The organism is Brevibacterium marinum, assembly GCF_011927955.1.
Taxonomy (GTDB): Bacteria; Actinomycetota; Actinomycetes; order Actinomycetales; family Brevibacteriaceae; genus Brevibacterium; species Brevibacterium marinum.
Genome location: NZ_JAATJN010000001.1, coordinates 2,104,405 through 2,129,496 on the forward strand (window position 1 = coordinate 2,104,405; position 25,092 = coordinate 2,129,496).

22 protein-coding genes and 2 tRNA genes are annotated in these 25,092 nt (G+C 66.6%); 15 read left to right on the forward strand and 9 right to left on the reverse strand.

All coding sequences use genetic code 11. The features are described from left to right. Nucleotides 1–63: 63 nt before the first annotated feature. Together BKA07_RS09260 and hrpB are read right to left on the reverse strand one after the other, a co-directional pair. Entirely contained in the window at nt 64–951 is an 888-nt protein-coding gene (locus BKA07_RS09260; RefSeq protein ID WP_342449022.1) for a 3-methyladenine DNA glycosylase, read from the reverse strand. Continuing rightward, a complete protein-coding gene (hrpB, locus tag BKA07_RS09265) occupies nt 948–3,719 on the reverse strand; it encodes an ATP-dependent helicase HrpB (RefSeq protein ID WP_167950649.1) in 2,772 nt (923 codons plus the stop codon). The genes BKA07_RS09260 and hrpB overlap by 4 nt, the downstream gene beginning before the upstream one ends. A 73-nt stretch (nt 3,720–3,792) precedes the next feature. Here hrpB and BKA07_RS09270 point away from each other — a divergent pair, with 73 nt between their 5' ends. The 5 genes from BKA07_RS09270 to BKA07_RS09290 all read left to right on the forward strand — a co-directional run bounded on the left by BKA07_RS09270 (nt 3,793) and on the right by BKA07_RS09290 (nt 7,867). Next, complete coding sequence (locus BKA07_RS09270) at nt 3,793–4,599, forward strand: fumarylacetoacetate hydrolase family protein (RefSeq protein ID WP_167950650.1); 807 nt, start codon at nt 3,793–3,795, stop codon at nt 4,597–4,599. 166 nt (nt 4,600–4,765) lie between these two features. Further along, nucleotides 4,766–6,178, forward strand: a complete 1,413-nt coding sequence (gene gltX / locus BKA07_RS09275; protein ID WP_245162155.1) for a glutamate--tRNA ligase — start codon at nt 4,766–4,768, stop codon at nt 6,176–6,178. Continuing rightward, nucleotides 6,175–7,506, forward strand: coding sequence for an alpha/beta fold hydrolase (locus tag BKA07_RS09280; protein ID WP_167950652.1), 1,332 nt, complete (start codon nt 6,175–6,177; stop codon nt 7,504–7,506). Before gltX ends, BKA07_RS09280 begins: the two co-directional genes overlap by 4 nt. A gap of 179 nt (nt 7,507–7,685) precedes the next feature. Next, nucleotides 7,686–7,757: transfer RNA gene (locus BKA07_RS09285), tRNA-Gln, on the forward strand. Nucleotides 7,758–7,794: 37 nt separating this feature from the next. Beyond that, nucleotides 7,795–7,867, forward strand: a tRNA-Glu gene (locus BKA07_RS09290). Between the two features lie 231 nt (nt 7,868–8,098). On the opposite strand, the gene BKA07_RS09295 is transcribed toward BKA07_RS09290, so the two are convergent. Further along, entirely contained in the window at nt 8,099–8,980 is an 882-nt protein-coding gene (locus tag BKA07_RS09295; RefSeq protein WP_167950653.1) for a DUF4282 domain-containing protein, read from the reverse strand. 75 nt (nt 8,981–9,055) lie between these two features. After that, nucleotides 9,056–9,982 (reverse strand): aldose 1-epimerase family protein, encoded by a 927-nt coding sequence (locus BKA07_RS09300; protein WP_167950654.1) that lies wholly within the window; start codon nt 9,980–9,982, stop codon nt 9,056–9,058. A 181-nt stretch (nt 9,983–10,163) separates the two neighbouring features. On the opposite strand from BKA07_RS09300, the gene galT reads away from it, so the two are divergent. Continuing rightward, nucleotides 10,164–11,300 (forward strand): galactose-1-phosphate uridylyltransferase, encoded by a 1,137-nt coding sequence (galT, locus tag BKA07_RS09305; RefSeq protein WP_167950655.1) that lies wholly within the window; start codon nt 10,164–10,166, stop codon nt 11,298–11,300. Then, nucleotides 11,297–12,523, forward strand: a complete 1,227-nt coding sequence (gene galK / locus BKA07_RS09310; protein WP_167950656.1) for a galactokinase — start codon at nt 11,297–11,299, stop codon at nt 12,521–12,523. The genes galT and galK overlap by 4 nt, the downstream gene beginning before the upstream one ends. 58 nt (nt 12,524–12,581) lie before the next feature. Here galK and BKA07_RS09315 read toward each other — a convergent pair whose 3' ends face one another. The 4 genes from BKA07_RS09315 to BKA07_RS09330 form a co-directional block, all read right to left on the reverse strand. Then, nucleotides 12,582–12,863, reverse strand: coding sequence for a hypothetical protein (locus BKA07_RS09315; RefSeq protein WP_167950657.1), 282 nt, complete (start codon nt 12,861–12,863; stop codon nt 12,582–12,584). Nucleotides 12,864–12,880: 17 nt separating this feature from the next. After that, complete coding sequence (locus BKA07_RS09320; RefSeq protein WP_167950658.1) at nt 12,881–14,578, reverse strand: sodium:solute symporter family transporter; 1,698 nt, start codon at nt 14,576–14,578, stop codon at nt 12,881–12,883. Nucleotides 14,579–14,742: 164 nt separating this feature from the next. Beyond that, on the reverse strand, nt 14,743–15,477 hold the full coding sequence (locus BKA07_RS09325) for a DeoR family transcriptional regulator (protein ID WP_167950659.1): 735 nt from the start codon (nt 15,475–15,477) through the stop codon (nt 14,743–14,745). Nucleotides 15,478–15,511: 34 nt separating this feature from the next. Beyond that, nucleotides 15,512–16,228 carry an IclR family transcriptional regulator gene (locus BKA07_RS09330; RefSeq protein ID WP_167950660.1) on the reverse strand — a complete coding sequence of 239 codons (717 nt, stop codon included), beginning with the start codon at nt 16,226–16,228 and terminating at the stop codon, nt 15,512–15,514. A 194-nt stretch (nt 16,229–16,422) separates the two neighbouring features. On the opposite strand from BKA07_RS09330, the gene leuC reads away from it, so the two are divergent. The 7 genes from leuC (at nt 16,423) to BKA07_RS09365 (ending at nt 23,481) form a co-directional block, all read left to right on the forward strand. Continuing rightward, a complete protein-coding gene (gene leuC / locus BKA07_RS09335) occupies nt 16,423–17,913 on the forward strand; it encodes a 3-isopropylmalate dehydratase large subunit (protein ID WP_167950661.1) in 1,491 nt (496 codons plus the stop codon). Between the two features lie 12 nt (nt 17,914–17,925). Beyond that, nucleotides 17,926–18,525, forward strand: a complete 600-nt coding sequence (gene leuD / locus BKA07_RS09340; RefSeq protein WP_167950662.1) for a 3-isopropylmalate dehydratase small subunit — start codon at nt 17,926–17,928, stop codon at nt 18,523–18,525. 129 nt (nt 18,526–18,654) lie between these two features. Continuing rightward, complete coding sequence (gene murA / locus BKA07_RS09345; RefSeq protein WP_167950663.1) at nt 18,655–19,971, forward strand: UDP-N-acetylglucosamine 1-carboxyvinyltransferase; 1,317 nt, start codon at nt 18,655–18,657, stop codon at nt 19,969–19,971. Beyond that, nucleotides 19,968–20,723, forward strand: a complete 756-nt coding sequence (locus BKA07_RS09350) for a lysophospholipid acyltransferase family protein (RefSeq protein ID WP_167950664.1) — start codon at nt 19,968–19,970, stop codon at nt 20,721–20,723. The genes murA and BKA07_RS09350 overlap by 4 nt, the downstream gene beginning before the upstream one ends. Beyond that, a complete protein-coding gene (locus BKA07_RS09355) occupies nt 20,720–21,733 on the forward strand; it encodes an NAD(P)H-dependent glycerol-3-phosphate dehydrogenase (RefSeq protein ID WP_167950665.1) in 1,014 nt (337 codons plus the stop codon). Before BKA07_RS09350 ends, BKA07_RS09355 begins: the two co-directional genes overlap by 4 nt. A 44-nt stretch (nt 21,734–21,777) precedes the next feature. Next, a complete protein-coding gene (locus tag BKA07_RS09360; protein WP_167950666.1) occupies nt 21,778–22,311 on the forward strand; it encodes a YbhB/YbcL family Raf kinase inhibitor-like protein in 534 nt (177 codons plus the stop codon). Between the two features lie 54 nt (nt 22,312–22,365). Then, entirely contained in the window at nt 22,366–23,481 is a 1,116-nt protein-coding gene (locus BKA07_RS09365) for a D-alanine--D-alanine ligase family protein (protein WP_167950667.1), read from the forward strand. Nucleotides 23,482–23,497: 16 nt separating this feature from the next. On the opposite strand, the gene BKA07_RS09370 is transcribed toward BKA07_RS09365, so the two are convergent. After that, entirely contained in the window at nt 23,498–24,016 is a 519-nt protein-coding gene (locus tag BKA07_RS09370) for a DUF3515 domain-containing protein (RefSeq protein ID WP_167950668.1), read from the reverse strand. Between the two features lie 32 nt (nt 24,017–24,048). On the opposite strand from BKA07_RS09370, the gene thiL reads away from it, so the two are divergent. Then, nucleotides 24,049–25,092 (forward strand): thiamine-phosphate kinase, encoded by a 1,044-nt coding sequence (thiL, locus tag BKA07_RS09375; protein WP_167950669.1) that lies wholly within the window; start codon nt 24,049–24,051, stop codon nt 25,090–25,092.

The following is a 25,092-nucleotide window of genomic DNA, read 5'->3' on the forward strand; positions in this document are numbered from 1 at the left end:
CTCATCCTATGCAGAACATCTCCCGTTGCTCAGGACCGTCCACATGTGCATCACGTGTGGCGATTATGCAGCGTGGACTCCGACGGCGGACAGAGCCTCGAGGAGTCGCTGCCGAAGGGACTGTGCACGTTCGGAGAAGGCACGCTGTCGGGCCATGTACTCGGCCTTGCCTTCGGCGGTCTCGACGGCGACGACGCCGTAGCCCCACCCCCGCAGATCGTAGGGCGAGGCCTCCATATCGAGGGTGCGGATGTCCAGGGCCAGATCGAAGCAGTCGACGACGAGGTCGGAGTCGGCGACGGGGCCGATCTTCATCGCCCATTTGTACAGATCCATCCCCGCGTGCAGGCAGCCGGGCTGCTCATCTCTCACCATGGATTCGCGGCTCGGCTGCATGGTGTTGAGCGGCCGGGCGGGTTCGGTGAAGAAACGGAACGCGTCGTGGTGAGAACATCGGATCCGATGGCCTTCGACCACGGCGTCGGTGGCCTCACGGCTCAATCTCAGCGGAACCTGCTGGTGGCGTCGCTGCTCCTCGCTGAGCCTGTAGACCATCGCCCATTCGTGGAGGCCGAAGCACCCGAAATTCGCCTCACGATGCAGCGTCGAGCGTAGCAGCGAGGCGATGAACTTCGCACCGTCGCCACGATCGGCCATCCAGGACTCGACGTCCACCTCGGCGACCGTGCCTGCGGCATCGCCCATGTACCAGCGGCGATCGAAATATCTGCGGTCGGAGTCCGATTCCAGCTCGAGACGGATCCCGGGGCCCGGGTTCCACTTGGCCAGCTGCCCCGCCTTGAACGGGTAGTAGGTGAAGAGGAAATCCTCGACGGGGTGCTTCTTCCCGGCCTTGCGACGGGCGATGTGGGCATCGGTCCGCTCGGCGATCCTGGCGGCGTGTGCGTCACGCAGGGCTCGCCAGTCGGGGCTTGGGAGAGCGGAAGTCACCGCTTCATTGTCCCAGACCGTTTGGTCCCGCGCATCGGCGGTGCCGTCAGAGGATCCTCGGGCCATGGGTGTTTGGGATATCGTCCACGATTCTCGGCCCGCACGTGCAAATACGCATTGGCCCAGAACGAAGCGAGATCGCTGGTGACCGCCAAGGGCCGACGTGCGGGGGAGAGGAGGTGGACGACGACAGGGATTCTGCCCTCGCACACATACGGGACATCGCGCCACCCGAAGCACTCCTGGAGTTTGACCGCGAGCACCGGACCCTGCAGCCCGTGCGGGCTCTGCGGCTCGTGGCCTGCCTCAGCACGCTCGTCCTCGCCGTCGAGGTGATCCGGATCGGGATAGTCGAGGCGAATCCGCGAACCGCTGGGCACCTCGATGCTCACCGGCACGAGTTCGTCGAGGCGGGCGGCCTGCGGCCAGGGCAGGAGAGTTCGCAGCGCAGAGACGAGATCGACCCGGCCCGGGTCCGAACCTCGTGCGATCCGATCGAGGGCGGCCGGGCACCAATCGGTGAGGGTCGCCGAAAGCTGCGACCAGGTCACGTCCGGCCACGGCGAACCGTATACGGCGTGCAGGAGCCCCAGACGGGACCGCAGCCCTTCGAAGGCCTCGCTCGGTCGCAGAACCTCACGGGCTCCGCGCTCGCGCACCGAGCGTGCGATCGCCGACCGCGCCAGCTCCGGACTCGTCTTGATCGGTGTGGCGGAGAGTTCGATGCCGCCGAGGCGGGTCCTGCGCACCGCACGCACCTTCCCCCGGTCGAAGCTCGCGGTCTCCTCGGTCGCCATGAGCCCGGCACCTGCGAGCTCCGCGGTGTCCTGGTCGATGGCCACGGCGGCTCTGATGACCGCGCGCCCGCCGACGAGGCCGACCTCAGAGATCGCCAGCCACCTGCTGCCCTGCAGCGACGAGTTGCGCGGCAGGGACGCCGCAGTGCCGGAGGCCAGCAGATATTCGGTCGAGGACGAGCTGCGCAGTCTGCCGATCTGGAGAGGATGAGCGAGAGCGACCACGAGCCCCAGGTCCTCGGGAGTCAGGGTCGTCGTCGGGTTCGGGCTCGCCCTCGGGTTAGCGGCCGTCGGCGGGCTCCTCACGCCGTCAGCGTCTGCGGACTCGGAGGCCAAGTCGGCGAAGCGCTTGACGTCCTGGACGAATCGACGGTCCTTGCTGCGTCGCAGCTCGCGCAGGGTCGCGACGAGGTCGGCTCCCGGTGATCGCTGCTCGGATTCGATGACGGCCACCGCCTCGGCGGCAGCATTCGGGGAGAGCAGCGCGGCACCGTCGAAGAGTCCGCGCGCCGACCACACTGAGGCCGGAATCCGGGCGATCGACCGGCCCAGTTCGGTGACCCTGATCGGTTCGTCTTCGATCGCGCCGAGGGCCAGGAGATTCTCGACGGCGACGCGTCGCGGTCCCGCCGGCATCGGTTCGGGCAGCAGGTCCGGGTCCCCGCCCCAGACGGCGAGGGAGAGGACGGCCGATGTCAGGTCCGAGGTCGCGATCTCCGGGGGAGTCTGCTCGGGCAGGGCCGCCCACTCCGACTCCGACAGGCACCGGTGGACGACACCGGGGCCGAGCCGTGCGGCGCGTCCGGCGCGCTGGACTCCTGAGGCCTTGGACTCGCGCGTCGTGACCAGACCGGACATGCCCCTGCGGGTGTCCAAGCGCGGACCCCGGGCCAGACCGGAATCGACGACGATGCGCACACCGGGAACCGTCAGCGCCGACTCCGCGACCGAGGTCGACACGATCACGCGACGACGGCCCACCTCGGCGGAATGAGGGCGTAGGATCGCATCCTGCTCCCGGGCAGGAGTGCGACCGAGCAGAGTGACGACCTCGGTGTCTGCACCGGCCGGCAGGGACAGGCCGATCCGTGAGGCGATCTCCTCGACCTCCCGAGCACCCGGGGCGAAGACGAGGACGTCGCCGCTGTCGTGGTCGGACAGGGCGTCGACACACGTGCGGGCCACGTGATCGAGGAAGTCCCGCGTCACCCCGCGGGCGTCCAAGGGCCTGTGCTTCGGCGGCGCCCATCGGACCTCGAGAGGATGAGCCTCGGCGGCCGCTGAGACAACCACGGCAGGTGCCTCGCCACCACCGGCGGAATCGGCGGTGACCTCGCCGGAGCCCAGACGCTTCGCCCACATCGTGGCATCGAGCGTTGCCGACATCACGACCAGTCCCAGGTCATCGCGCAGATCGGCGAGCTCGCGGCACATGGCAAAGCTCAGATCGGTGTCGAGGTGTCGTTCGTGGACCTCGTCGAGGATCACGGCGCTGACGCCGGCCAGCTCGGGATCACGCAGCAGTCGGTTCAGCAGCACCCCCGTGGTGACGAACTCGATTCTCGTTCGCGCCGAAGTCCGCGATTCGCCTCGCACACTGAACCCGATGTCCTCGCCGAGGCGGGTCCCGGTCAGCGTCGCCAGCCGCCTGGCCGCGGCCCGAGCCGCCATCCGTCGCGGCTGGGTGACGATGACACGGCCCAGGCCACCGGACGCGCCGGTCGACGAGACCGCGTGCCGGGCCAGATGATCGGCGACGAGCGGCGGCACCAGGGTGGTCTTCCCGGTTCCGGGCGGGGCCTCGACGACCAGTCGGGGGAACGTGCCGACGGGGGAGTTCGCCATCTGGTCGATGAGCGTTGCCCCGGGCAGCCCGGCGGCGATGCTCGTCAGATCGAACGGGGCAGACCCGCGAGACGAGGGCGCCCCATGTGGTGAGTGGTCAGAACGCGGCGGACGAGAATCGGGCATGTCCCAAGTGTCTCAGCCCAAGCGCAGAAAGCCCGTGTGTCGGGGCCCCGCGCACCTGACTAGACTGGGGCACATGCGTATTGCCAGATTTGTGCATCAGGATGAACCCAAATACGGAGTCGTCGAAGGCGAAGTTCCCCCGATCGAGGACGGCACGTGGGACACGTCCGGCCTCGAACTCGCCGTTTTGGACCAGGACCCGTTCTTCGCACCGGCCCAATCGACGGGAGAGCGGCTGAAGTTCGACGACGTTCGCCTCGTCAGCCCGATCCTGCCGCGATCGAAGGTCGTCGGCGTCGGACGCAACTTCGCCGACCACGCCGCCGAACTCGGCAACGAAGTTCCCGTCAGCCCGCTGACATTCTTCAAACCCAACACCTCGGTGATCGGCCCCGGCGATCCGATCCGCCTGCCCGACATCAGCGAATACGTCTCCTATGAGGCCGAACTGGCCGTCATCATCGGTCGCGTCGCCAAGGGAGTGAAGGCGGAGAACGCCTATGACCACGTCCTCGGCTACACCGGCGGCAACGACGTGACCATGCGTGACATCCAGAAGTCCGACAAGCAGTGGTCGCGTGCGAAGGGTTTCGACACCTCCTGCCCGCTGGGCCCGTGGATCGAAACCGAACTCGACGTCGACAGCCTGGGCATCCGCTCCTGGGTCGACGGCGACCTCAAACAGGACGGCAACACCGCCGACTTCATCTTCGACATCCCGACCCTCATCGAACACCTCAGCGAAACCATCACCCTGCTGCCCGGTGACGTCATCCTCACCGGCACACCGGTAGGAGTCGGCCAGATCGTGGCCGGCAATCGCGTCGACATCGCGATCGACGGACTCGGCGTGCTCAGCAATATGGCCATGGACGCCTGAGGTCCGGGGACCGACCCCACACGCGGATCGGCACCGCACAGCGTTCAGCGCAGCATCGCGGCCGCACAGCACCGCCACACAACTCGCAGCACTCAAAGACCGAAGGAACCCCGTGAGCGTCAAAGTTCGTTTCTGCCCATCACCCACCGGCACCCCGCACGTCGGCATGGTCCGCACCGCCCTGTTCAACTGGGCGTATGCGAAGCACACCGGCGGACAGTTCGTCTTCCGCATCGAAGACACCGACGCAGCCCGTGATTCAGAGGAGAGCTTCGGGCAGGTCGTCGAAGCCATGAAGTGGCTCGGCCTCGACTGGGATGAGGGCATCGACGTCGGCGGACCCGACGGACCCTACCGTCAGTCCCAGCGCGGCGAGATCTACCAAGGCGTCATCGACAAGCTCAAGGCAGCCGGCCACATCTACGAGTCCTACTCGACCAATGAAGAGGTCGAGGCCCGGCACAAGGCAGCGGGCCGCGACCCGAAGCTCGGCTACGACGGCTACGACCGCGACCTCACCCCCGAACAGATCGCCGGCTTCAGGGCCGAAGGACGCGAACCGGTCTGGCGCGTGCGCATGCCCGCCGAGGACGTCACCTTCACCGACCTCGTCCGCGGAGAGATCACCTTCCGCGCCGGCACCATCCCCGACTACGTCGTCGTCCGCGCTACGGGTGAGCCGCTGTACACCCTGGTCAACCCCGTCGACGACGCTCTCATGGGCATCACCCATGTGCTGCGCGGTGAGGACCTGCTGTCCTCGACCCCGCGTCAGGTCGTGCTCTATGAAGCGCTCAAGGACATCGGGGTTGCGACGGCGACGCCCGAGTTCGGTCACCTGCCCTATGTCATGGGTGCCGGCAACAAGAAGCTGTCCAAGCGCGATCCGGAGTCGAACCTGTTCCTCCACCGCGACAACGGCTTCATCCCCGAGGGCATGATCAACTACCTCGGTCTGCTCGGCTGGTCCATCGCACCGGATCGGGACATCTTCAGCGTCAAGGAATTCGTCGATGCCTTCGACATCCACGATGTCCTGCCCAACCCCGCCCGCTTCGATGTGAAGAAGGCGACCGCGATCAACGCCGACCACATCCGACTCCTCGACGTCAGCGACTTCCGTGACCGTCTGGTGCCCTATCTCCAGGCCGCCGAGGTGCTCCCCGAGGAGCCGTCGCAGGCTCAGCTGGACGTCCTCGACCAGGCGGCGCCGCTCGTGCAGACGCGGATGAACCTCCTCGGCGAGGCGCCCGGGCTGCTCGCGTTCCTGTTCACCCCCGACGCGGAGCTGGCCATGGCCGAGGACGGTCTGAAGACGCTCAAGGACTCCGCTCCCGATGTCCTCGCCTCCTCGATCGAGGTCCTCGCAGGGGTCGAGGACTGGACGACCGACACTCTTCACAGTGTGCTGCAGGCCAAGCTCGTCGACGAGATGGAGATCAAACCGCGACTGGCCTTCGGTCCGCTGCGCGTGGCCGTGTCCGGGCGCAAGGTCTCCCCACCGCTGTTCGAGTCGATGGAGATCCTCGGCAAGGAGTCCTCGCTGACCCGCCTGCGGGCCCTGGCGGCCCGGCTGTGACCGACGCGAACCGGGCCACGGGCCTGAACCAGCGAACTTGGTCGCGTGGGGGACTGCATCTGCGGGACGTGACCTTCGATGCTCCGTTCGATCACTTCGACGGGGGAGCGGCACTGCCCGGAGCCGCCTCGGCGAGTTCAGCGGCACCGGCGAGCATCGAGGTCTTCGCCCGGATCATCGCCACCGAGACGGACAGCACGAAACCCCACCTCGTGTTCCTGCAGGGCGGGCCCGGTGTCGAAGCGCCCCGACCCATCACACCTGTCGGCCGGTCCACCTGGTTGGCGCGGGCACTCGAGGACTTCCAGGTCGTCATGCTCGACCAGCGCGGGACAGGCAGATCGAGCCCCATCGGATCCGTGAGCGGACGCATCACCGGCCTCGACGGGGTCGGGGACGACCCGACCGACATCGCCGAGGCGCTGAGTCGTTATCGGGCGGACGCGATCGTCGAGGACGCGGAGGTCCTGCGCCAGGGGCTCGGCATCGACACCTGGTCGCTGCTGGGACAGTCGTTCGGCGGGTTCACCGCGCTGCGCTACGTGTCCGCCCACTCCGAGTCGCTGAACGAGGTCTACTTCACCGGCGGGCTGCCGGCGATCGGCACGGACCCGGCGACCGTCTATGCCACGACGTGGGAGGGCATGAAGGACAAATCGGAGCAGTACTACCGTGCATTCCCGGGCGACCGCGACAAGCTCGCCCGTCTCGTCGACCTCGCCGAGACGGGCGGGGGCATCGCGCTCCCCGGAGGGGCGCGCGCCACGACGGAGCGCATCCGCCTGCTGGGGCACTTCCTCGGAGCCTCCGACGGGCCCGAGAAGCTGCACTATCTGCTGGACCTGGACCCCGCCTCGGCGGCATTCCGTCATGATCTGGCTGCGGCACTGCCGTTCTCGGGACGAAACCCGCTCTACGCCGTCGTCCACGAATCCTGCTGGGCCGATGGCGGCGTCACGAACTGGGCGGCCCGCCGAGCGATGCCGGCAGACGTCAGCGCCGACCCGACGCTGCTGGCCGGTGAGCACGCAGGACCGGAGTCGCTGACCGAGGATCCGGAGCTCGCACCATTCGCCGAGGTGGGACAGCTCGTCGCGGCGCGCGACTGGCCCCGACTCTACGATGCTGATGCGCTGCGGGCCGCAGACGTGCGCGGTGCGGCGGCGGTCTACTTCGAGGATGCCTACGTTCCCCCCGAGTACTCATTGGCCACGGCCGATCTGCTCGAGGGCGTGAAGTCGTGGGTGACGAACGAGTACGAGCACAACGGTCTGCGGGCCGACGGCTACCGAGTGCTCGATCGCCTCATCGGTCTGGCTCGGGAGTGAGCCGGACCGAGCTCGAGAGTGAGAACGAGAGCTGCGGACCGAGCTCACGGGCGCGAGGGTGATTGTTAAGAAGGTCACACCGAAAATGCGCCTTCGAGATTTGGAGTCGGACGGGAGCTTGTGTAGAGTTATATCTCGTTGCTCAGGGAAATCTCCTCGGGGATTGGCCTGAAGAACATTGGGGTATGGTGTAATTGGCAGCACGAGTGTTTCTGGTACATTTAGTCTAGGTTCAAGTCCTGGTACCCCAGCGGACAGCGTCGGGAATCAAATTCTGATGCGTCTTTCGCCCCCGTCGTCTAGTGGCCTAGGACGCCGCCCTCTCAAGGCGGTAACGGCAGTTCGAATCTGCTCGGGGGTACGGTTGAGTCCTGCATCGGCAAATCGGTGCGGGGCTCGCTCTAATTCACAGGCATTCTTCCGAGGTCCTGCTCAAGCGGCTCGCTCCGAGCCCCAGAGCCAGATCGCTCCGATCTGCAGGACCGAATCGCCCTGAGCCGCAGAGCTCGACTCGCAGTCGATCCCTGAGACTCAGAGCGAAATGCCGGCACCGATCGGCCTGGCAGCGCACGATGCCTGCTGCCCGCAGCGGTCAGTGACCGACCGAGTCCGCGATCCGCTTCGTGTTCTCGGCCGTCTTGACGTTGGCCACAATGAGCTCAAGCGCCAGGCGGACGAAGATCACCCACAGGGCAGGCAGGATCCAGCCGAAGATGATGGCCAGCAGAAGCGGCCACGGACTGAAGCTCGGGGCGTCGCTGTAGAATCCGGCCGCGGCACCGGCAGCCGCTCCTGTGAGGATTCCGCCGATGATCGACCCCAGCCACGACAACGCGGCAACGACGATGGCGATGATGTAGATGAAGCCCGCCCACTTCACGGCGATGAAGTTGTCGAAGCGGAAGTCGAAGAGCGACCTGAAGAAACCGCTGTTGCGCGGCTGCCCTCCTGGTGAACCCGGCTGCCCGTAGGCTGCGAACTGAGGATGCTGTGAGCCCGCGTAGACACCCTGGTTCGGTTGCGCGTAGTCAGCGCCCTGGTAGAACTGACCTTGCTGCGTCGGCTGTCCGAACTGATCCTGAGAGCCCGGCTGAAAGTACTGGCCCTGCGGATTGTACTGACCCCCGTGGTCGTACCGTGCTCCCTGGTCGTACTGAGTTTGGCCCTGGTAGACACTCTGGTCGTATTGACCCGGGTTGTACTCATCCTGTGGGTTGTACTGACCCCCTCGTGCCTGCTGTTGCTGCTGGTCGTACAGATGCGGCTGGTTCTCCCGCTGGTTGTCCTGCTCGGCCGGGCTGAATTGAGAGCCCTGACCGTACTGTGCGGAGCCGGCGTATGACTGATCGGCATCAGGCCCTTCTTCGGCCGCAGACGCCTGGGGGTCGTTCGGATGAGGCGTCTGCTGATCTGTCAGGTCGTTCTGATCGTTGTTTGCATCCGACTCGGAGTTCGGGTTCTGTGGTGTCGACATGATCTTCCTTCGCGTGAGTGGTAGCCGATAGTCGCAACCTATCAGGGCGGGGTGACTATTTCGCCCCACCGCGTCTCAGCGCAGGGCGATGCTCCATTCGAGGCCGAGTTCAGCCTGGGGTTCGAGCACGTCGTACTGCAATCCTGTGGCGAAGGCGTTGGGCGGGCAGGCCATCGGTTCGATGGCGATGGCCGTTCGTCGACGGTCCGGAGCGAGTTCGTCCCCGGTGCATACCTGCCATGCCCGGAAGCCTGAGTCCATGCCGATGACGACGGTGCGATCATCGGCGCCCTTGATCCGTGCCCACGCCCACCCCGCGGTGTCGCGTCCGGGGGATCCGAAGGCATCGTCGAGAACGGTGTCGCCCAGGGTGCGCAGCGCGCGGAAGTCCTTGCAGGCAAGGCACGACGCCTCGTCCTGGTCATGATCGGCGGGAATCAGGGAGGCGGTGTCGAAGTGCTTCTCGTCGACCGGGATGAGCCTGTCGTCGACGGAGAAGCAGGTCTGGGCCGCGATGGCCAACTGAGCCTCGTCGACCGTGGCCGCGCCGGGGTGGATCCAGGGGTGGAAGCCGAAGCCGAAGGGGGCCGGCCCGCTCCCGCGATTGCGGGAATGGGCGGCGATCCTGATCTCACCCTCATCGAGCGTGTAGGACACGATCAGTGAGAGCCGGAACGGGTACCCCCGGCTCGGTTCGATGTCGGTCCTCAGCGTCACCGATGCCTCGGCGCATTCGGCGATGTCCCATTCCGCAGTCGCGACGAGGCCGTGCAGGGCGGTGCCGCGGGCCGGTTCTGTGATCGGCAGCCGATGACTGACGCCGTCGAAGTCATAGCGTCCCTCGGCGATGCGGTTGGGCCAGGGTGCGAGCACCGCTCCGTCGAAGGCGTCCATCCCGACGACGACGGGTCGACCGCCGACGGTGTAGTCGAGCAGGGCGGCGCCGATGGGCGAGATGATCGCGCAATCCTCGTCGTGGGCGAGTTCGATGAAGGCGGCCATGCCCCTCCTGTGCGATTGATCGGCGAATGTTGCCCTACCCCGGGATTCTACGCGAGATCTGTGCTCTGCTTCCATCAAATGTTAGTATTATGATCGAAAATGATCGTTTTTGGGAGGGTCTGATGAGCCAGCGTCGCTTCGCTCGATTCCACAGTCGAGCCGTCGACGTCACGGGTGCTCGGTGAGCACGCGGATCCGGCGCGGCGAACTGGCCGACGGCAGGGAGGTCCTGTACTTCCAGGACGCCGATTCGCCCCCGGCCGCGATTGCCGAGGACCACCGTCCCGCGCAGCCGCGTCCCACCGACGGACAGCTGCGCTTCGACCTGCTGACCGGCCAGTGGGTGGCCATAGCCACCCATCGTCAGTCCAGGACGCATCTTCCCGTCGCCGCCGAATGCCCCCTCTGTCCCTCGACACCGGGCCGGCCCACAGAGATCCCTGCCGACGACTACGAAGTCGTCGTCTTCGAGAATCGGTTCCCTTCGCTGGGACCCGGGCTCGGCACGGTGGCTGCTGATCCGCGGCAGGCCTTCGTCGAGGCGGCATCCGAGTCCGCACTGACGGCCCCGGCCCATGGGCGCTGCGAGGTCGTCGTCTTCTCCTCTGAGCACGACGGCTCCTTCGCCGACCTCGAACCCGCGCGTGCACGCACGGTCATCGATGCCTGGGCGAACCGGACGAGCGAACTCGCCGCGCGCGAGGGGATCGAACAGGTCTTCGTGTTCGAGAATCGGGGAGAGGAGATCGGCGTGACGATGAACCATCCCCACGGCCAGATCTATGCTTACCCGTATGTCACTCCGCACACAGCCCTCACCTCGTCCAGGGCGGCGCGGCATCGACGTGAGACGGGCAGGCCGCTGATGGGCGACGTCCTCGCCTTCGAACGCAGCTCGGGGGAGCGGATGATCCTCGAATCCGCACACTTCTCCGCCTTCGTGCCCTTCGCCGCCAGGTGGCCGATCGAAGTCCACCTCGTTCCGCATCGGCAGGTCCTCGGCATCGACGAACTCGACGAGGCAGAACGCGATGACCTCGCCCGCATCTATCCCGAGGTGCTGCGGCGCATCGACGGCCTCTACTCGAGTCCCACCCCCTACATCGCCGCCTGGCATCAGGCGCCGGTCAGTTGTGAGGATCGATCGGCAGAGTGGATGCATTTGGAGATCACCAGCCCCAGGCGGGCCGAGAATAAGCTCAAGTTCCTCGCCGGATCCGAAGCGGCCATGGGGGCCTTCGTCGGCGACGTCTCCGCCGAGGAGACCGCGGCGCGGCTGCGCGCACTATCGCCTGCGCACGAAGACGGTCGTCGATGAGCGCGGCTCCCGGTCCGACGGGCCCGAGCCTGCGCCGCGAGTTCGAAGCGCTCTTCGGCTACCCGGCGCTCGGCTGCTTCCGCGCTCCCGGACGCGTCAATCTCATCGGCGAACACACCGACTACAACAATGGCTTCGTGCTGCCCATCGCCATCGACCGGGCCGTCCACGTGGCCATCGGCCGACGTCCTCACGCCCATGACGATGGCACCGTGGCGCAGCCTCGGCGGGAGGACAGCATCCGGATCGTCACCGACCACAGGGACGAGTCGGGTGAGCGACTGGCAGGACAGTTCACGGCCGAGGAGCTCGTACCCGGAGTCCTCCGAGGCTGGCTCAGCCATCCGGCGGGCGTCGTCGACGAGATCGTCAAGTCGACCGGCACAGCCGTCGGCGGCATCGACCTCTACATCGAATCGACCGTGCCCGTCGGGGCCGGGCTCTCCTCTTCCCATGCCCTCGAAGTGGCGGTCCTCATCGCCCTCGATGAGATCTGCGGCCTCGGCCTCGACGACCGGGAGAAGGTGCTGCTCACCCAGCGAGCCGAGAACGACTTCGTCGGGGCTCCGACCGGAATCGTCGACCAGGCCGCCTCCATCATGACCGAGGCCGGACACGCGCTCTTCCTCGACTGCAGGGATCTTCGCACTCGACAGATCCCGTTCGATCTGGAGGCCGAGGGCCTGCAGCTGCTCGTCCTCGACACCCGCGTGTCCCACTCCCACAGCGAGAGCGGGTACGGCGATCGGCGGCACACCTGTGAGGAGGCCGCCGGGATCCTGGGAGCCGAGAGTCTGCGAGAACTCGAGAAGGACGACGACCTCGGTCGGCTGACCGGGGAGCAGCAGAAGCGGGTGCGGCACGTCATCAGCGAGAACGCCCGGGTCCGGGCCACCGTCGAACTCTTGGACAGTGGCGACTCAGAAGAGCATCGGATTCGCAGGATCGGCGAACTGCTGCTCGCCTCCCACGACTCCCTCGCCCACGACTACGAGGTTTCCTGCATCGAGCTCGACACCGCCGTCGCGGCGGCGACATCGGCAGGAGCGATCGGGGCGCGGATGATCGGCGGCGGCTTCGGGGGATCGGCGATCGCACTCGTCGAGGCCGCGAGCGTCGACGAGGTCAGTGGGGCGGTCCGTGCGGCGTTCGCCGATCACGGGTATGCCACGCCCGATATCTTCGCAGTCAGCGCGGGCGCGGGCGCCGGCAGAATCGACTGACCGGGGGAGCACACCGCCGAGCGGCTCCGACCTTGCGTGTCAGGCTCCGACCGGGACTCTAAGCTCGGGCATCGCCGGTTTCGTCGGCGGTCCCGGTCGCCTCGTCGTCGACGATGGGAATCGGACTCAGCCTGGCCCAGACGAGAAAGACGATCGCGGCGACGATCAGGCCGATTCCGGTCCAGAGGTTGGCGTCGATTCCGCCGGTCCGCTCCGCCTCGTCGGGGGTGTAGCCGACGATGCCGACGATCGTGAGGACGACCCCGAAGATCGCCAGCAGCACGCCGATGACATTGCGGATGTCGAATGCGCCCGCGGTCGGTCTGTTCGCTTTGCTCATTGTTCTCACTTGCTCCTTCACCCGAAGGCCACGTTGAGGATGATGACCAGCACCAGTGCGAGACCCGCGACGGGCACCGGGCGTTTCCAGATCGGGGGCTTCGGCTCGTTCAGGTCCTCGAAGTCGGCCTTCGGCGTCTCCGAATAGACGAGCCCCCGCAGCTCATGGGCGGGCTTCGGTGCGGTCCTGAAGGTGACGATCACCGAGAGGACTATATCGACGACGAAGGCCGTGATGGCGGCGAGGAACGCCGTCCCCTGCCCGGGCAGATCGAGTACGCCGGTTTCACTGAGGACGAAGACGACGACGGCCGAGAGGGTGCCACCGACCAGGCCGACCCAGCCGGCGGCTGCGCTCATGCGCTTCCAGAACATACCGAGGATGAATGTGGCGAACAGCGGCGCGTTGAAGAAGCCGAACAGCGTCTGCAGATAGTCCATGAGGTTGGCGAAGTTGCCGGCGATGAGGGCGGTGAAGATCGCGACGACGCAGGCACCGACCGTCGCGTAGCGGCCGACCTTGAGGTAGTACCCGTCTTCGCGGTCCTTGACCACGTACTGCTGCCACAGGTCGTAGCTGAAGACCGTGTTGAATGCGGAGATATTCGCCGCCATTCCGGCCATGAACGCGGCGAGGAGGCCGGCGATCGCGATGCCCAGGAGCCCGTTGGGCAGGACCTCGCGCATGAGCAGCAGGAGCGCGTCGTTGTAGGTGACGCCGGTCTGAGCTTGCGCGGCAGCCTCACCGGCGCTGTTCGTTATCTGCTTGAACTGGCTCATCTGGGTGACGAGGACCGCGGAGATCATACCGGGGATGATCACGATGAATGGGATGAGCATCTTCGGGAATGCGCCGATGATCGGAGTCAATCGCGCGGCGTTGATGGACTTCGAGGCCATGGCCCGTTGGACCTCGACGAAGTTCGTCGTCCAATAGCCGAAGGAGAGCACGAAGCCGAGCCCGAAGACGATACCGACTACCGAGAGCACAGGGTTGTCGAATCCGGAGAGCTGTTCACCCGGCCAGCTGCTCAGCTGCTCTGCACCCAGCATGCCGTCATTGCTCACCTTCTCCACGAGGCCGTCCCAGCCGCCCACACGGTTGAGGCCGATGATGGTCAGCGGCAGCAGTGCCGCGACGATGACGAAGAACTGGAGCACCTCGTTGTAAATCGCTGCGCTGAGACCGCCCAACGTGATGTAGGACAGGACGATGGCGGCGGCGACGATCAGCGCGATCCACAGCGGCCAGCCGAGGAGGCGATTGACGATGGTGCCGAGGAGGAAGAGGTTCACACCGGCGATGAGGATCTGTGCCAAGGCGAAGGACAGCGCATTCACCAGGTGCGCACCCGTCCCGAAGCGCCTGCGCATGAATTCCGGGACGGATCGGACCTTCGATCCGTAGTAGAAGGGCATCATGACGACGCCGAGGAAGAGCATGGCCGGGACGGCGCCGATCCAGAAATAGTGCATCGTCGGCATGCCGTACTGAGCGCCGGTGGCCGACATGCCCATGATCTCCACGGCACCGAGGTTGGCCGAGACGAAGGCCAGGCCCGTCACCCACGCCGGAAGGCTGCGCCCGGAGAGGAGGAACTCGATGCTCGAGGACACGCCGCGCTTGGCGAACCAGCCGATGCCGAGGACGAAGAGAAAGTAGACGGCGATGAGCAGATAGTCGATCCACTGGGCGTCCAAGCGGATATCTTCCACGGGTCCTCCAACGTCTTCGGCGAATGGCCCCTTGTGATGAAAGCCACCTCAAACGGACACTCTAGAGGACAGATCGGCTGATCGCTAGTGAACGAACCTGAAAAGTTTTGATTGTTTATGATCGGTCGCTGCGCAGCCTCGGCGGCGATCCGGTCGTCGGAGGCTCAGACGACCTCGATATCGACACCCGCGCTGCGCATCGCCTCCAGCTCGGCGCCCTCGCTCGTCGAGTCCGTGATGAGCTGATCGATCTCCTCGGTGGGGACCGTGAGGACCGAGGAGCGCAGACCGACCTTCGTATGGTCGACGAGCGCGGTGACCCGCCCGGCTCCGGCCGCCATGGCCCGGTCGGTATCGGCGACGGGGAACGCGGGAGTGGAGAGTCCGAAGTCCGCGGCCAGCCCATTGCCCGAGAGGAAGACCGTGTCCGCTCTCAGCCCGATCAGCTGCGAGACCGTGCCGCCGCCGACGAAGGCGCGGATCGAATGTCGCAGGATTCCGCCGACGACGATGACTTCGATGTCGGGGGAGGAGACCATCGCCTCGGCGACGAGGAGGGAGTTCGTCACGATGCGGATGCCGGAGCGTTCGCGCAGTTCCTTGGCTAGCAGCTCGGTCGTGGTGCCGGGGCCGAGCGCCACGACGTCACCGTTGCGCACGTGTCTGGCCGCGGCCCGCGCGATCGCTGTCTTCTCCGCCAGCGCCTGTTCCAGCTTCTCCGCGTACGTCGACTCGCGGGCGCTGGAGAAGAGGACGGCGCCCCCGTGGGTGCGAGTCAGGCGGCCCTCGTCGGCCAATTGGTCGAGATCGCGACGGACCGTGACCGCCGAGGTGCTCAGCAGATCGGAGAGGGCGGAGATGGAGACCGCACCGTCTCGTTCGATCGTCTCGATGATCACGTTTCGTCTCTGCGCGGCGATCATGGAGTCGTCTTCAGCCCCTGATGAGAGCTTCGGTCAGCGTGCGTGCGGCATCGATGACGGACTTCGCGTGCAGCCGTCCGGGCTGACGGGTCAGGCGGTCGACGGGCCCGGAGATCGACACGGCGGCTACGACGCGATTGCTCGGTCCGCGTACGGGTGCCGAGACGGAGGCGACGCCGCGTTCGCGTTCGGCGATGGACTGCGCCCAGCCTCGGCGACGGACGCCGGAGAGCATGGTCGCGGAGAAGCGCGCACCGCGCAGTCCGGTGTGCAGTCGGTCGGGTTCCTCCCAGGCCAGCAGGACCTGGGCGGCGGAGCCGGCGCGCATGCTCAGGGTGGCGCCGATCGGCACCGAGTCGCGCAGACCCACGGGCCGTTCGGCCGCTGCCACGCACAGGCGCAGATCGCCCTGGCGGCGGAAGAGCTGGGCGGACTCTCCGGTCTGGTCGCGCAGCTGCCCGAGAACGGGTCCGGCGGCGGCGAGCAGGCGGTCCTCGCCGGCGGCGGAGGAGAGCTCTGCCAGGCGCGGTCCGAGGACGAAGCGGCCCTGCAGATCACGACCGACGATGCGATGGAATTCGAGTGCAACGGCCAGGCGGTGGGCTGTCGGTCTTGCCAGTCCGGTCAGTGAGACCAGCTCGGCCAGTGAAGCGGGCCCGGCCTCAAGGGCGGACAGAACCATTGCGGCCTTGTCGATGACTCCGACGCCGCTACCATTGCTTGTCATAGACACCATTGTGCCCGTCTCAGTGGGCGAGATGCAAGTTCGAAATGCGATACGGAGGAGTAAGTTGCCTGTACGCACTCGTTGAGGCCACATCGTGGCCTGTCGAGAGACCATATCGAATGTCACGAAGGCCCGAACAGGGCCGTCGCAGCAGTCAGCACGTACAGGCGACCCCTGTACCAGCGGGAGGAACCATGCCACGCACTCTGGCCGAGAAGGTCTGGGCCGACCACGTCGTATCCCTGGGCGAAGACGGTGCGCCCGACCTCATCTACATCGACCTCCACCTCGTCCACGAGGTCACCAGCCCGCAGGCATTCGACGGACTCCGACTCGCCGGGCGCCCGGTGCGCCGCCCGGACCTGACGATCGCCACGGAGGATCACAACACTCCGACCTGGGATATCGACAAGCCCATCGCCGAACCCACCTCGGCGACGCAGATCGAGACTCTGCGCAAGAACACCGAGGAGTTCGGTGTCCGGCTGCACAGCCTCGGCGATGCCGATCAGGGGATCGTCCACGTCGTGGGCCCACAGCTGGGCCTGACCCAGCCGGGCACCACCGTCGTCTGCGGTGACTCCCACACCTCCACGCACGGCGCCTTCGGCGCGCTGGCACTGGGCATCGGCACCTCCGAGGTCGAGCACGTGCTCGCGACCCAGACGCTGAGCCTCAAGGCCTTCAAGACGATGTCGATCACCGTCGACGGCGAACTGCCCGAAGGGTCGAGTGCGAAGGACATCATCCTCGCCATCATCGCGAAGATCGGCACCGGCGGCGGGCAGGGTTACGTGCTCGAATACCGCGGCCAGGCGATCCGGGCGCTGTCGATGGAAGCGCGGATGACCATCTGCAACATGTCGATCGAGGCCGGCGCCCGGGCAGGCATGGTCGCCCCGGACGAGACCACGTTCGACTACGTCAAGGGCCGTCCGCACGCTCCGGAGGGCGAAGATTGGGATGCGGCCGTCGAATACTGGAAGACCCTCTACTCCGACGAAGGCGCGGAATTCGACCACGAGGTCGTCCTCGAGGCCAAGGACATCGAACCGTTCGTGACCTGGGGGACCAACCCGGGCCAGGGCCTGCCGCTGTCGGCCTCCGTGCCCTCACCCGATGACTTCGCCGACGAGAACGACAAGGCCTCGGCCGCCAACGCCCTGACCTACATGGGGCTGACACCGGGCACCCCGCTGCGCGAGATCGAGGTCGACACCGTGTTCTTGGGATCGTGCACGAACTCGCGCATCGAGGACCTGAGGGCCGCCGCAGAGGTGGTCCGGGGCCGGAAGAAGGCCGAGAACGTCCGCTTCATGGTCGTCCCCGGCTCGGCGAAGGTCCGCCTGCAGGCCGAAGACGAGGGTCTCGACGTCATCTTCAAGGACTTCGGGGGAGAGTGGCGCTTCGCCGGCTGCTCGATGTGCCTGGGCATGAACCCGGACCAGCTGGCCGAGGGCGAACGCTGCGCTTCGACCTCGAATCGCAACTTCGAGGGCCGTCAGGGCAAGGGCGGGCGCACCCACCTCGTGTCCCCGCTCGTGGCCGCGGCCACCGCGGTGCGCGGAACCCTGTCCTCGCCCGGCGACGTCACGGACCTGCCCCGTGACGCCGAGCCGGTGGCGTGGACCGAGGAGAAGCCCACGCTGACACTGACCCCCACCCCCACCTCGGCGAACGCTTAAGGAGTCCGACTCATGGAGGCTTTCAGCACACATACCGGCATCGGCGTTCCGCTGCGCCGCGCCAACATCGACACCGACCAGATCATCCCGGCGAAGTTCCTCAAGCGGGTCACCCGCTCCGGATTCGAAGACGCCCTGTTCTACCGGTGGCGGAGCAACGACGACTTCGTCCTCAACGACCCCGACTTCGCGGCCGGCACCGTGCTCGTGGCCGGCCCCGACTTCGGCACAGGGTCATCCCGCGAACATGCGGTGTGGGCGCTGAAGGACTACGGATTCCGCGTCGTCCTCTCCTCCCGCTTCGGTGACATCTTCCGCGGCAACTCCGGCAAGGAGGGGCTGTTGGCCGCTCAGCTCGAGCAGGACGACATCGAGCTGATCTGGAAGATCCTGGAGAACCACCCGGGGACCTCGATCACCGTGGACCTGAATGAGAAGACCGTGACCTGTGACTCGGTCACCGTGTCCTTCCAGATCGATGACTACACACGCTGGCGTCTGCTCGAGGGTCATGACGACATCAGCCTGACCCTGGCGAAGGAGGCCGAAATCGCCGATTTCGAGTCCCGGCGCCAGGAGTTCAAACCGAAGACGCTGCCGGCGAAGGTCTGAGTCGTCCCGCGAAAGTCTGAGCCTTCCCGCAGGAGTCGCATGCGTCGACTGCGCTAGTCTTGGACGAGTCCGGACTTGTCTCGGACACGTCCGGATCCCACCGGGCGCACGTGTGACGCAGGGAGGAACATGCTCGAAGTTCGCGGCGGCAATCCGCTGGGTGGAACCGTTCAGGTCAGAGGAGCCAAGAATCTGGTTCCCAAGGCCATGGTCGCCTCATTGCTGGGGGCCACGCCCTCCGTGCTGCGAGGGGTGCCGCAGATCAGGGACGTCGAGATCGTCACGGGTCTGCTCGAGCTCCATGGGGTGCGGGTCACATCCGGAGCCGACGGAGAGCAGCCCGACGGTGAACTTCGACTCGATCCCGCCCGGATGGCACAGGGCTCGATCGTCGACATCGACGCACACGCCGGGTCCTCCCGGATCCCGATCCTCTTCTGCGGGCCCCTTCTGCACAGCCTGGGACAGGCCTTCATCCCCGACCTGGGCGGTTGCCACATCGGTGACCGGCCCATCAACTTCCACCTCGACGTGCTGCGCCAGTTCGGCGCCGAGGTGGACAAGACATCCGGCGGCATCATGCTCACCGCACGTGGCCGTCTGCAGGGCACCAAGGTCGAACTGCCCTTCCCCTCCGTCGGCGCCACCGAGCAGGTGCTGCTGACCGCAGTCCGTGCCGAAGGCGTGACCGAACTGCGCAATGCGGCGATCGAGCCCGAGATCATGGATCTCATCGCCCTGCTGCAGAAGATGGGCGCCATCATCACCGTCGACACCGACCGGGTCGTGCGCATCGAGGGCGTGGAGTCCCTGCGCGGCTTCATCCACCGGGCGCTGCCCGACCGCAACGAGACCGCCTCGTGGGCCTCGGCCGCACTGGCCACCGGCGGCGACATCTTCGTCGAGGGAGCCTCCCAGCCGGAGCTCATCACCTTCCTCAACGTCTTCCGTCGCATCGGCGGCGAATTCGAGGTCGAGGAGACCGGCATCCGCTTCCGCCATCCGGGCGGCAGGCTCACCTCCTTCGCCCTGGAGACCGACGTCCATCCGGGCTTCATGACCGATTGGCAGCAGCCTCTCGTCGTCGCGATGACCCAGGCCGAGGGGCTGTCGATCATCCACGAGACCGTGTACGAGAATCGCTTCGGCTTCACCCAGGCCCTGCGGGAGATGGGCGCCCAGATCCAGCTCTACCGAGAGTGCCTCGGCGGCACGCCGTGCCGGTTCGGGCGCCGCAACTACCAGCATTCGGCAGTGGTGTCCGGACCCACCGAACTCAAGGGAACCCGCATCGACGTGCCCGACCTGCGCGGCGGATTCAGCCACCTCATCGCGGCCCTGGCCGCACGCGGGACCAGCGAGGTCCACGGCATCGAACTCATCAACCGCGGATACGAGAACTTCCTCGACAAGCTCACCGGCCTCGGTGCCGAGGTCTCTGCATGAGCGAGGAGACAGCCGAGAGGGAGCTCGTCTCCTTCGACCCGGCCTCGGTGCGCTCCCAGAGGCGTGTGGCCTTCTTCGCGGCGACCTCGGCCTACGGGCTCATGCGAACGGCGACGCGCATGACCGTCGAGGACTCGCAGAATCTGCCGCCCAAGGGCACCGGCGCCATCGTCGCGGCCTATCATGCGAACCATCTGGATCCGATCCTCGTCGGCCTCGCCGTGTGGCGCAACGGTCGGGTCCCTCACTTCCTCGCGAAATCGACCCTGTTCTCGGGCGCTTTGGGCCTCATCCTCAAGGGTCTCGGGCAGATCCCGGTGCTGCGGGCCTCGGCGCAGGCCGGTGACTCCCTCGACTACGCGAAGGAAGCCCTGGCCAAGGGAGAGACCGTTGTCATCTACCCCGAGGGCACGCTGACGAAGGACGAAGCGTTCTGGCCCCAGCACTTCAAGTCCGGGACCGCGCGCCTGGCCCTCGAGACCGGGGCCCAGGTCATTCCGGTCGCCCACTGGGGGCTCAACGGGGTCTTTCCCCGTGGGGCGAAGGTCCCGACGTTCAAGCCGCTGAGCCACACATCGGTCGTCCGTTTCGGGCCGCCGCTGGACTACACCGATCTGTGGGATCATCGAGACGAGAAACGCTCGAAGGCGTTGCTGACGAAACGACTGACGAACACCATCGCGACCATGGTCGGGCAGCTCTCGGGTCGGGAGCTGCCAGCACGATTCCACAACGAGGAGGCAGGCGAATGAGCGTCGAGAAGACCGCAGTGCTGGGCGCAGGATCGTGGGGGACCACGTACGCCGCCGTCGTCGCCGACGCCGGATTCCCCGTCACCCTCTGGGCTCGCCGGCCCGAGGTCGCTGAGGAGATCAACGCCTCCCACACGAATGAGCGGTATCTGGGGGATCGGGTCCTGCCCGAACTGCTCGCCGCCACCTCCGACGACATCGCCGCCGTCACCGACGCCGAGGTCATCGTCCTCGCCGTGCCCGCGCAGTCCCTCCGGGTCAACCTCGGCCGGTGGAAGCAGCACCTGCGCCCCGGGGTCAAGCTCGTGAGCCTGATGAAGGGCATCGAGGTCGACACGGGCAAGCGGATGTCAGAGGTCGTCGCAGAAGTCGCCGAGGTGGATCCGGCCCAGATCGCGGTCGTGTCCGGGCCGAACCTCGCCCGGGAGATCGCCGACCGCCAACCCACCGCCACCGTCGTCGCATCCGAGAGCATCGACACCGCCGAGGTGGTCGCCGAGATCAGCGCGAACGGGTACTTCCGGCCCTATACGAACACCGACGTCGTCGGCGTCGAGATGGGCGGTGCGGTGAAGAACATCATCGCCCTGGCCGTCGGCATCGCCGACGGCCAGAAGCTCGGCGACAACTCGAAGGCCTCGATCATCACCCGCGGACTGGCCGAGACCTCCCGGCTGGCTGCGGCCATGGGCGCCGAGGCCCACACTCTCTCCGGGTTGGCCGGACTCGGCGACCTCGTCGCCACCTGCGCATCGCCGCTGTCGCGGAACCGGACGTTCGGTCGCCACCTCGGCGAGGGCATGAGCCTCGACGACGTCATCGCCCACACCTCGCAGACCGCTGAGGGAGTGAAGTCGGCTCCCGCCGTTCTCGCCCTGGGGCGCAGGTACGAGGTGGATCTGCCGATCACCGAATCCGTGTGTGCCGTCCTCGGCGGACGGCTGCGGGTTGACGAACTCGCCGGTTTGCTGTTGTCTCGGAAGCGTAAGCACGAGGGGCCCCCGGCCTGACCGCCTCCACGACCACACGGCACTTCACACGACAAGGAGCAGACATGAGCGCAAACTCACCGTTCTACAATCTTTCCGATCTTCCGACGTTCACCCTCACCAGCACGGACGTCGAGAGCGGTGCCGAATTGGCCGGCGCCCAGCTCTCCGGTGCGATGGGAGTCGACGGCGGCCAGGACGTGTCGCCGCAGCTGTCGTGGTCGGGCTTCCCCGAGGAGACGAAGGCCTTCGCCGTGACCTGCTTCGATCCGGACGCACCGACCGGATCCGGCTTCTGGCACTGGGTCGTCACCGACCTCGACGCCTCGACGACCAGCCTTCCGGCCAATGCCGGGGACCCCTCGGCGGACCTTCTGCCGGCCGGGACCGTGACCTTGCGCAATGACGCCGGCCAGCCGCGCTTCGTCGGCGCAGCGCCGCCTCAGGGACATGGACCGCACCGCTACTTCTTCATCGTCACCGCTCTGTCGGAACCGCTGGGCCTCGACGAGTCGGCGTCGCCGGCCTTCGCCGGATTCAACATGTTCTTCAAGGGCATCGCCCGTGCATGGCTGGAATGCACGTTCGAGCTCAAGTGAGCTAGAGTTTTCCAGTCCGTACAAACGGTCACGCGCATACGACCAAGGATCTCCATGCCTGAAAATGATCACCGGCCACTCGTCGCAGTCCTCTTCGGCGGACGATCGAGCGAACACGCCGTCAGCTGCGTCACCGCTGCCGGGGTCATCCGGGCCGTCGACCAAGATGCCTATCGTGTCCTGCCGATCGGCATCACGAAGGCCGGGGTCTGGCGCATCGTCGATGACTGGTCGACGATGGCCTTCGACCCGGCAGATATGCCCGAGGTCGTCGATGACGGGACCGAGATCATACCGCCGATCTCCGCTCAGGGTTCGCCCCTGCTGCGCCGGGACGCGGAGGGCCGGTACACCGAACTCGGGTCCGTCGACGTCTTCTTCCCGCTCCTGCACGGTCAGTACGGGGAGGACGGGACCCTGCAGGGTCTGTTCGAACTCAGCGACACGGCCTTCGTCGGCTCGGGCGTCTTCGCCTCGGCGGCGAGCATGGACAAGCACTACACGAAGTCACTCATGGCCCACGCCGGGCTCCCGACCTGCCCGTGGGAGCTCGTGACCGAAACCATGTGGGAGACCGAACAGGCAGAGGCCAAGGAGCGGATCGCCGGCCTGGGGCTGCCCGTGTTCGTCAAACCTGCCCGGGCGGGATCATCCATGGGGGTCAGCCGCGTCGAATCCGTCGAGGGCCTGGACCAGGCGCTGCGCTCGGCCTTCGTCCACGATTCCAAGGTCATCGTCGAACCACAGGTCGTCGGCCGTGAGATCGAGTGTGCGGTGCTCGGCTCCGTGCACGACCGTGAGGTTCGAGTCTCGTTCCCAGGGGAGATCGAGGTCTCCGGGGAGCACTCGTTCTACGACTTCGAGGCCAAGTACCTCGACCTCGCCGATGCGCAGCTGACCTGCCCGGCACGTGTCGACGATGAGACGACGGCGCGGATCCGGGAACTGTCCGCAAAGGTGTTTCGCCTCTTCGACTGCACCGGTCTGTCCCGGGTCGATACGTTCGTCACGGACTCGGGTGAGGTGCTCATCAACGAGATCAACACCCTGCCCGGTTTCACCCCCACCTCGGCGTACCCGTTCATGTGGTCGAACTCGGGCATCGAATACCCGGCGCTCATCTCGGAACTCATCACCATCGCCCTGGTCGATCACGCCCGCACTCACTGAGGGCCCGGCCGACGGCTCAGCTGTCGAGGTCTTCGGCTCCCACACATCTCGCTTCGGGCTTGACGGCGCTCAGTGCCGGTGAGATGGCAGCGAGCACATCATTTCCCGACTCAGCCTTGCGGTTGACGAGCACTTCGACGGCGGGTGTGCGACCGTAGCTGGTGAACACCCACGTATCGCTCTCCTCGGAGGCCTTCGAGATCCAGTCGACGTCGCTCACGCTCACACAGCGATCGGTGGTCGGTCCGGGCGGAGCGACTCCGCAGCGTACGACCGCGATGTTCGGGTCCCCCCAGGCCTTCGTGCCCTGGGATGATGTCGTGCGTTCCTTCTCACCCGAGATCTCGTCCGGCAGGCGGAGCATGATGTCGGCGCAATCGGGATTCTGCGCGTCCTGGGCGGGTTCGACGACGACCGTCCGGGAGCACCCTGCCAGGCTCAGCCCGACCAACACCGTGGCAACTGCGGCGAGGGCGAAGGTGCGCGTCGTCCCGGCCGATGGTCGATGCGACTGGCGGAGGCGGCGAGATCTCATACAACCACCGTATCTCCCGATAACCTTGGAGGATGACCCGACTGTCCGAACTTGGCGAATCACACGTGCTCGAACGCATCCTCTCCCACTATCGAAGCGGTTCGCAGGTGATCATCGGACCCGGCGACGATGCCGCCGTGACGGCGGTCGACGCCGACCTCGTCTCCACGGCGGATATGCTCGTCGAGAACGAGGACTTCACCCGGACATGGCTCGACTGGTCTCGGCTGGGCGTCAAGGCCGCGGCGCAGAATCTCTCCGACGTGTGCGTCATGGGCGCCCAGCCGCATGGCCTGCTCGTGTCCTTGGCGATTCCGAACTCGACCGACATCGAGGACCTCGAGGCGCTCTTCGCGGGAATCGTCGCCGAGGCGGGCCGTGCGGGCGTCGAACTCGGCTGCGAGGTCCCGATCATCGGCGGCGACCTCTCCTCGTCGCAACTCATCGTCGTCGCGATCACCGCACTGGGAGCCATCGGCAAGGATGCGGCGATCACCCGGTCCGGAGCGAGGCCGGGCGATGCGATCTATCTGGCCGGGACCATCGGCCGCGCAGCCGCCGGACTCGACCTGCTGTGGGCCGGAGCGGAGCACGACACGTCCCGGGCCGCCCCCGACATGTCTGGGACCGCCCCCGACATGTCTGGGACCGACCTCGAACTCGCACGCCTCATCGACACGCAGCTGGCACCCCAGCCGGACTATGCCGCCGCCGGGCGGATGCGGGCCGCCTCGGCGATGATCGACGTCTCCGACGGGCTGAGCACGGACCTGGGACGGGTCGCCTCGGCGTCGGGAGTTCATGCTCGCATCGACCGCGCCGACCTGCAGGATCTCATCGATCCGGTGCTGCCTGCGGCACGTCACCTCCTCGGGGACGACGCAGCGGGCGCCGAGGAGCTGGCACTGGGCTGGGTGTTGAACGGGGGAGAGGACCATGGCTTCGTCGCGTCGTCGGCACCGTTCGACACGCCTCCGGTAGGCTGGCGGAGAATCGGAGAGATGAGAGCAGGCCACGGGGTCAGCCTCGACGGCGAACCGGTGCCGACGAGCGGCTTCAGCCATTTCGGGAAGTGA